The sequence below is a fragment of the Pontiella sp. genome, assembly GCF_041622395.1.
Taxonomy (GTDB): Bacteria; Verrucomicrobiota; Kiritimatiellia; order Kiritimatiellales; family Pontiellaceae; genus Pontiella.
In genome coordinates, this window is sequence record NZ_JBFJYW010000200.1 from 1 (window position 1) to 7,302 (window position 7,302).

Genomic DNA, 7,302 nt, shown 5'->3' on the forward strand with positions numbered 1-7,302 from the left:
ATCGATGACGCCAAGGCAACCGTCGCCGTTGCGGCCACCCTCAACAACGGAACCGCCAAGGCGCAAAAAGCCACCGTGGAGTCGGTCGTGCTCGACCCCGCAGGCCATCAAGTGGCCTCCTCGAAACAAGCGGTTCTGCTGGTCGCCAACGGGCAGAGCGCCGCAACACTGGCGCTGAACGTCGAAAACCCGGCCCGCTGGTCGCCGGACTCGCCGGCCCTCTACACGCTGGTCAGCACCATCACGATCAACGGCAAAACGATCGATACCAACACCACCCGCTTCGGCATCCGCTCGCTGAAGTTCGACCCGAACGAAGGCTTTTTCCTCAACGGCAAGTCCACCAAGCTCAAAGGCGTGTGCGAGCATTCCGACGCCGGGCTCGTCGGCTCGGCGATTCCCGAAAAGGTGCTGCGCCGCCGCCTGCAGATTTTGAAGGACATGGGCTGCAACGCCATCCGCGTTTCCCACAATCCGCGCCGCCCGATCTTCTACCGTCTGTGCGACGAGATGGGCATCATGGTCATGGACGAGCTGTTCGATGGCTGGGGCGCCAAGAGCAAGCACGACTACGGCCGCCACCACTTCAAGGAGTGGTGGAAAACCGACGTCAAGGACTGGGTGATGCGCGACCGCAACCATCCCTGCGTCATCATGTACAGCATCGGCAACGAAACCGGAATCAAGGACGAGCACAACATCAGCGCCGAGGTGAAGAAATACGACACCACCCGCCCGACCACCGGCGGCAGCCTCTTCTACGGCGTCGATGTGGCCGGCTTCAACGCGCCGGGCGGCACGCCGGGCATCCTCGAAAAGTTCCACGAAGAGAATCCCGAAAAGCCCGTCGTATTAACCGAGGTGCCGCATACGCTGCAGACGCGCGGGTTCTACCGCACGCTCACCTGGTGGCGCAACCGCAGCATCATGGTCAACCCCTTCCCGGCTTACAACGACAAGCAGATCTTCTTCGACGGGAACGAGCGCTACAGCTCGTCCTACGACAACTGCGGCGTGCGCATCACCGCCCGCACCTGCTGGAAGCGCACCAAGGAAACGCCGTGGATCATGGGCGAGTTCCGCTGGACCGGATTCGACTATCTCGGCGAAGCCTCGTTCGGCGGCGGCAAATGGCCGGCGCGCATCTGGAACTTCGGCATCATCGACCTGTGCGGCTTCCCGAAGGACCACTATTTCTTCTACCAGAGCCAATGGACCGACGAACCGATGGTGCACATCCTGCCGCACTGGACGCACCCCGGCATGGAAGGCGTCGAGATCCCCATGGTCGCCTACTCCAACTGCGAAGAGGTTGAACTCTTCCTCAACGAAAAATCGCTCGGCAAGCAGCCGCCGCGCGACCTGCTCGACTTTGTCTGGAAGGTGCCCTACGAAGCCGGCACGCTCAAGGCCGTCGGCTATCGCGGCGGCAAGGCCGTGGCCGAAAAGGTGTTCAGAACCGCAGGCGCCCCGACGACGATCGAATTCACCGCCGACAACCAGGCCCTGGCCGCCGACCGGTTCGACATCAGCCACCTCACCGCGACCATCAAGGACGCAACGGGCGAATTCGTGCCGTGGGCCTGCAACCGCATCGACTATAAAATCGAAGGCCCGGTCGAGCTGCTGGGCTTCGACAACGGCGACCCGCTCGACGTCACCACCCACCGCGAAACCTACCGCAAAACCTTCAACGGCCTCGCGCTCGGCATCTTCCAGGGCACGGACCAGGAAGGCGCGATCGAAGTCACCGGCGCGGGCATCCTCGGGCGCACCCTCTTCCCGGAGAGCACCGTCATCAACATCGCCATGAACCGCATCGCGCTGCGCGGCGAACTCGCCGACGCCGATTTCGAGATCGCCTATTCGATCAACGGCGCGGCCCCCGTTCCGTATACGGGCGCGTTCGAGCTGAACGAATCGGCCACCATCAAGGCGATCGTCAAGAAGAACGGCCAGCCCTTCCTGACGACCGAAAGCGAATTCACCAAAGGTCCGCTGCCCCGGGTCACCTCCCCGAACTTCGAGACCGGCGACGACGACGATCCCCAAAGCTTCAACGGCCCCAAGGACAAGGAGGTCGTCGGCAAGTGGATGCTCACCGCCATCAAGCGCGGCAACGGCGAAGCCAAGCCGGTGGCGCCGCGTCCGTTCGACTTCGACGAAAGCGGCAGCGTATTCACCCTCGATGGCGACGAGAAGGACCTCTACGGCTACTGGTGGTACGACTATCCCGACGATGTTTTCGAAAACCCGGAAGATGCGGGGATCGGCAAGCTGTTCATGTATGTGACCGACCAGATGTGCATCATGAAACTCGATTCGCAGAAGGCCGAAAAGATGTCCATCGCCTCGCGCTTTTCCACCTGGTATTTCGAGCGAGCGGATTGAGCCGAACCCGACTCGTCCCCCCGAACCCCCGACGTAACGAAACAGGAATGACTATGAAAAAAACACTGATTGCTTTCACCTCCCTGGTCGCCGCCGCGGCCATTGCCGAGCCTTCGATCTCGGAACAAATCGCCCAGCTCAAGGTGGCGCCGCCGACCGCGAAAATGGTGGCCGACCTCGAGCTCGACCCGTTCTACACCAAGGCGCTCGACCTCGAAGGCTTCACCCTCGTCGGCAACGACAAGGTCGACGATTTTGCCTTTCTTGAAACCGCCTACGTCATCAAGGAAATGTTGCAGAACCGCCCCGACGCCATCCAAAAGCTGGCCGAAAACAAAGTGCGCTTCGTGCTGATGGACTACACCGAGTTCGTGTCGCAGATGCCGGAATACAGCGACATGACCCCGGCCAAGTTCTGGGACCGCCGCGCGCGCGGCCTCGGCCCCAACCATTACCGCCCGGCCGTTAGCTGCGGCGAGGAAAACATTCTCCGCTACCCCGGCGACCCCTACGCCACGGAAAGCATCCTCGTCCACGAATTCGCCCACGCGATCATGGATATGGCGCTCGTCGACCTCGACCCGGAGTTCAAGCCCAAGCTGGTGGCGGCCTATGAAGACGCCATGGCGAAAGGGCGCTGGAAAGACAAGTATGCCGCCAACAACGTCCACGAATACTGGGCCGAAGGCGTGCAGTCCTTTTTCGACGACAACCGCGAGCCGGACCACGACCACAACCACGTCAACACCCGACAGGAGCTGATCGACTACGATCCGGTGCTTGCGGACATCATCCGGGAACAGCTCGGCGACATCGACTGGAAATACCAGAAGCCCGCCGCCCGCGACGCGCAGGACATCGTTCATCTGGCCGGATACGACTTCTCCAGCCAGCCCACCTTCGCGTGGCCGAAGGAGCTGCTGGAGTGGTACGCCAACTACGAAAAGGAACAGGCGCAAAAGAAAAAGAAGGAAGAAGGCTAGCCCCCCTTTCGCAGCACGGCGCACCGCACCCTGCCGCCGGTGCGTTGCGTCGTTCATCTCGAAGGCGGCAACACAGGACGGAACACATGATTCAGCTCGGCATCAAACGAACAACGGCCCTCTTGGCATCGCTCGCCTGCATGGCGGGCGCGGATAGCGATCAACTGATGATCAGCCTGGGCGGATTCCTGCACTGCCCGCTCGAAAAGACGCCCGATGCGTTCAACGCGGGCTATGCGATGTACCCGACCATCTGGTCGCTGGTGGAGACGCATCCCGGCAAAGCCTACCAGTCCGGCCTCGTCGGCACCTGGATGCGGCCGCAGAACGACGACAACCCGGCCATGACCATCGGCTCCGAAAAGGACGAAGGCGGCATCGGCTACACCACCATCGAAGGCGGCTCGGGCGTTTGGCGCCACAACCATTTCCCGACCAAGACGCCGAAGTTCCAGATGGGCGGCGTGGCGCTGAGCTTCAAGGGCATCGCCAACGGGCCGGGCTTCGGCAAAGGCACAGACTGGACCACCGACCGGGGCCGCTACGGCGTCGCCCAGCTGAGCCCGTGGATCGTCTTTCCGCCGGATGGGCTGAATTTCAAGCAGGGCGAATTCGGCAAGGTGTACGGCTACGGCTACCATCCCCTGCCCCTCACGCCGAAGAAATCCGTAACCGACGGGCGCGACGTGCCCACGGGCAACCACTCGTGGACGCTGTTCGTGAACACCAAAACCTTCAAGGGACCGATCGCGTTTTTCACCCCCCATTTCTGGTCGCGCCATACGCTGGACTACCCCAACCTGCACGGCAAATATTTCGATAGCCGCCCATCGAAAAGCAACGCGAGCGTCAGCATCGAAACCCAGACCATCCCGGCCATCCAGGCGACCGACCAAAAGGGCGACACCTATGCGCGGGTGACCACCATCACCTTTCCGCTCGACTCGCAGGGGCGTTCGCATCTGATGACGACCCGCATGAACTTCAGCAAGTCCGCCCTCTGGGATTCGGTCGAAGCCTGGTTCGCGGGCGGGCCGGTGGCCTCCGGCAAATTCGATCCGGCGGGCGTCAACACGTCGAAGGTCCTCGAGCACAATTCGTGCGGCTGGAAGTTCTTCGTCAAGACGGACGGGGAACGCACCTCCTATCCCATTATGTGGAACGACTTCGCGCAACGGGCCGTCGAAGACGACTACACGCTTTCGTTCCAATGGCATAAAAAGCTGACGCAGCAGGACAAGCGCTCCGGCGTGGTCAAGCTCCCCGAATACTACAAACTCGAAATGATCGGCAAAGACAAGGGACGGTGGCATCCGATCGAACCGGGGCAAGTTCCCTATGAAACGGGCCTGCGGCAACTGGACACCCAGGATTTCTACACGGGCCAAAACCCCGACGATCCCTGGACCACCCCCGAAGAGGCCGACAGCGCGTGGAAAAAACCCGGCCCCGCCGCCGGCCCCTTCACGGCCAAGCTGGGCGACGGCAGCACCCTGACCTACTACTGGTATAAATTCCGCGACCAACCCGCGATGCACTTTGCCGATTTGTCCGACCAGGAGCTCGACGACCTGCAGGCGCGGGTCGAGTTGATGCACCGGTACTGGAAAAAAGATGGCGAATACCTGCCGGCCCCCAAGCGCGGCGAGTTGGTCGAGTTCGACCCCGCCTTGATCGTGTCGCCGCCCCGCGGCCTTGAAATCGGCTATGTCCCGATCGCCACCGACCAACGCTATTAATCTCGGAAATTACGGAGCAAATCGGCCACCAAAGAACGCATAGCCCCCCAAAGGGAAACCATCGGAAACAACGGTGCGACCTTTGCGCTCTTTTATGGCGATCCCCTGCTCCGAAACAGTCGAAAACAAAGAAACCAAACAGGGAAGCTAAGATGAAGAAATTGAACCGCAGATCTTTTCAAGCCATCGGAACCGCCGCGGCCGGCGCTTCGGCGCTGAGCATCGCCGGATGCAAATCCAAACCAACGGTCGCCCAGGAAATCTACAACTTCAACATCGGCAAGCCGGGCCCGTCCGCCAACGAAAAACTCAACATCGCCCTGATCGGCTCCGGCAACATCGCCGCCTACGCCTACCACGAAGCGCAGAACGAAAACATCGTGGCTCGCTGCGATGTCGATTCCGCGATGTTCGCCAAGAGCCTCGACAAGCATCCCGACAACGCCAAGGCACCAACCTTCACCGACTTCCGCGTCATGCTCGACCAAATGGGCAAGGAGATCGACATGGTGTGCGTCAACACCCCCGACCACACCCACTTCGCCGCCACCATGGCCTCGATGGAGCGCGGCATCCATACCTTCACCCAGAAGCCGCTGGTGCACAACATCTGGCAGGCGCGCACGCTGAAGAAGGCCCTCGCGAAATACAACGTGCTCACCAACATGGGCAACCAGGGCCACACCTACAACGGCATCCGCCAGCTGCGCGAATGGTACGAAGACGGCATCTTCGGCCAGATCACCGAAGTGCATTCCTGGATCGGCGGCCCCGACTGGAACGGCCCCTACTTCGAACGTCCCGGCGCATTTCCGCCGGCGCAGGAGCCCGTACCGTCCACCCTGAACTGGGACCTGTGGCAGGGCCCGACCGGACCGGCCCCCTTCAACCATCTCTACCATCCGAAAAAATGGCGCGCCTTCCACCCCTACGGCACGGGCACCTTCGGCGACTGGTTCTGCCATATCGCCGACGCCCCGGTCTGGCTGCTCGACCTCTACGAACCCGTGGCGGTCGAGGCCGAAGAGGTCGCCGGCGGCAACGAATACATCGTGCCCGACGGCGTCCGCGTCCGCTTCGATTTCGAGAAGCGCGGCACCAAGGAGGCCTGCTCGCTCTACTGGTACAACGGCGACTCGAGCTTCGCCCCCAAAGCCCCGAGCGACTGGACCTGGGACGACAAGCCGGGCAACGGAACCTTCTACTACGGCACCAAGAACGGCGGCTACACCGACGCCCGCTCGAACAATCCGCGCCTGGCCAACAAGGAAGCGCAACGCGCCTACAAGACCGCGGGCTATCCCGCCGAAAAATATCCGCGCCTCAAGCAGAGCGGCCCGATCCGCGAGCTGATCAGCGCCGTCAAGGGCGAGATTCCGGAATGCGGTTCCAATTTCAACTACGCCGCACCGTTCACCGAGGTCATGCTGCTCGGCATCTTGGCCGTCAACCACGGCGGCCGAATCGAGTGGGATTCCAAGAACATGCGGATCACCAATCGCCCCGAGCTGAACCAATACCTCAAGGAGCCCGTCCGCAAGGGCTGGGAATACGGCGAGGATCTCTGGAAAAGCTAACAGGCGGAAACCCGCGCCCCGAATCATTTCGACTCAGACATCATGGGAATAGAACAAGGAATAGAGAATGAAAAAAATGAACCGCAGATCGTTCCAGGCCATCGGCACCGCCGCGGCCGGGGCTTCGGCCTTGAGCATCGCCGGATGCAAGTCCAAGCCGACCGTCGCCCAGGAAATCTATAACTTCAACATCGGCAAGCCGGGCCCGTCGGCCAACGAAAAGGTCAACATTGCGCTGATCGGCTCCGGCAACATCGCCGCCTACGTCTACCACGAAGCGCAGAACGACAACATCGTGGCGCGCTGCGACGTCGATGAGGCCATGTTCGCTCATCACATGAGCAAGCATCCCGACAATCCGACGGCCCCGACGTTCACCGACTTCCGCGTCATGCTCGACAAGATGGGCAAGGACATCGACATGGTCTGCATCAGCACGCCCGACCACACCCACTTCGCCGCCACCATGGCCTCGATGGAACGCGGGCTGCACACCTTCACCCAGAAGCCGCTGGTGCACAACATCTGGCAGGCGCGCACGCTGAAGAAGGCCCTCGCGAAATACAACGTGCTCACCAACATGGGCAACCAGGGCCACACCTACAACGGCAT

The 7,302-nt window shown here is 61.5% G+C and carries 5 protein-coding genes; all 5 read left to right on the forward strand.

Going from position 1 to position 7,302, the window contains the following annotated elements; translation table 11 throughout:
• A partial coding sequence (locus ABYO54_RS11665) for a glycoside hydrolase family 2 TIM barrel-domain containing protein (protein WP_372808427.1) occupies positions 1–2,391 on the forward strand: 2,391 nt, incomplete at its 5' end.
• 53 nt (positions 2,392–2,444) lie between these two features.
• The gene (locus tag ABYO54_RS11670) at positions 2,445–3,374 is read left to right on the forward strand and encodes a hypothetical protein (protein ID WP_372808428.1); all 930 of its coding nucleotides are present in this window, start codon (positions 2,445–2,447) and stop codon (positions 3,372–3,374) included.
• 86 nt (positions 3,375–3,460) lie between these two features.
• On the forward strand, positions 3,461–5,113 hold the full coding sequence (locus ABYO54_RS11675; protein WP_372808429.1) for a hypothetical protein: 1,653 nt from the start codon (positions 3,461–3,463) through the stop codon (positions 5,111–5,113).
• Positions 5,114–5,265: 152 nt separating this feature from the next.
• Entirely contained in the window at positions 5,266–6,690 is a 1,425-nt protein-coding gene (locus ABYO54_RS11680) for a Gfo/Idh/MocA family protein (RefSeq protein WP_372808430.1), read from the forward strand.
• 67 nt (positions 6,691–6,757) lie between these two features.
• The coding region (locus ABYO54_RS11685; RefSeq protein ID WP_372808431.1) for a Gfo/Idh/MocA family protein at positions 6,758–7,302 on the forward strand (545 nt) is incomplete at its 3' end.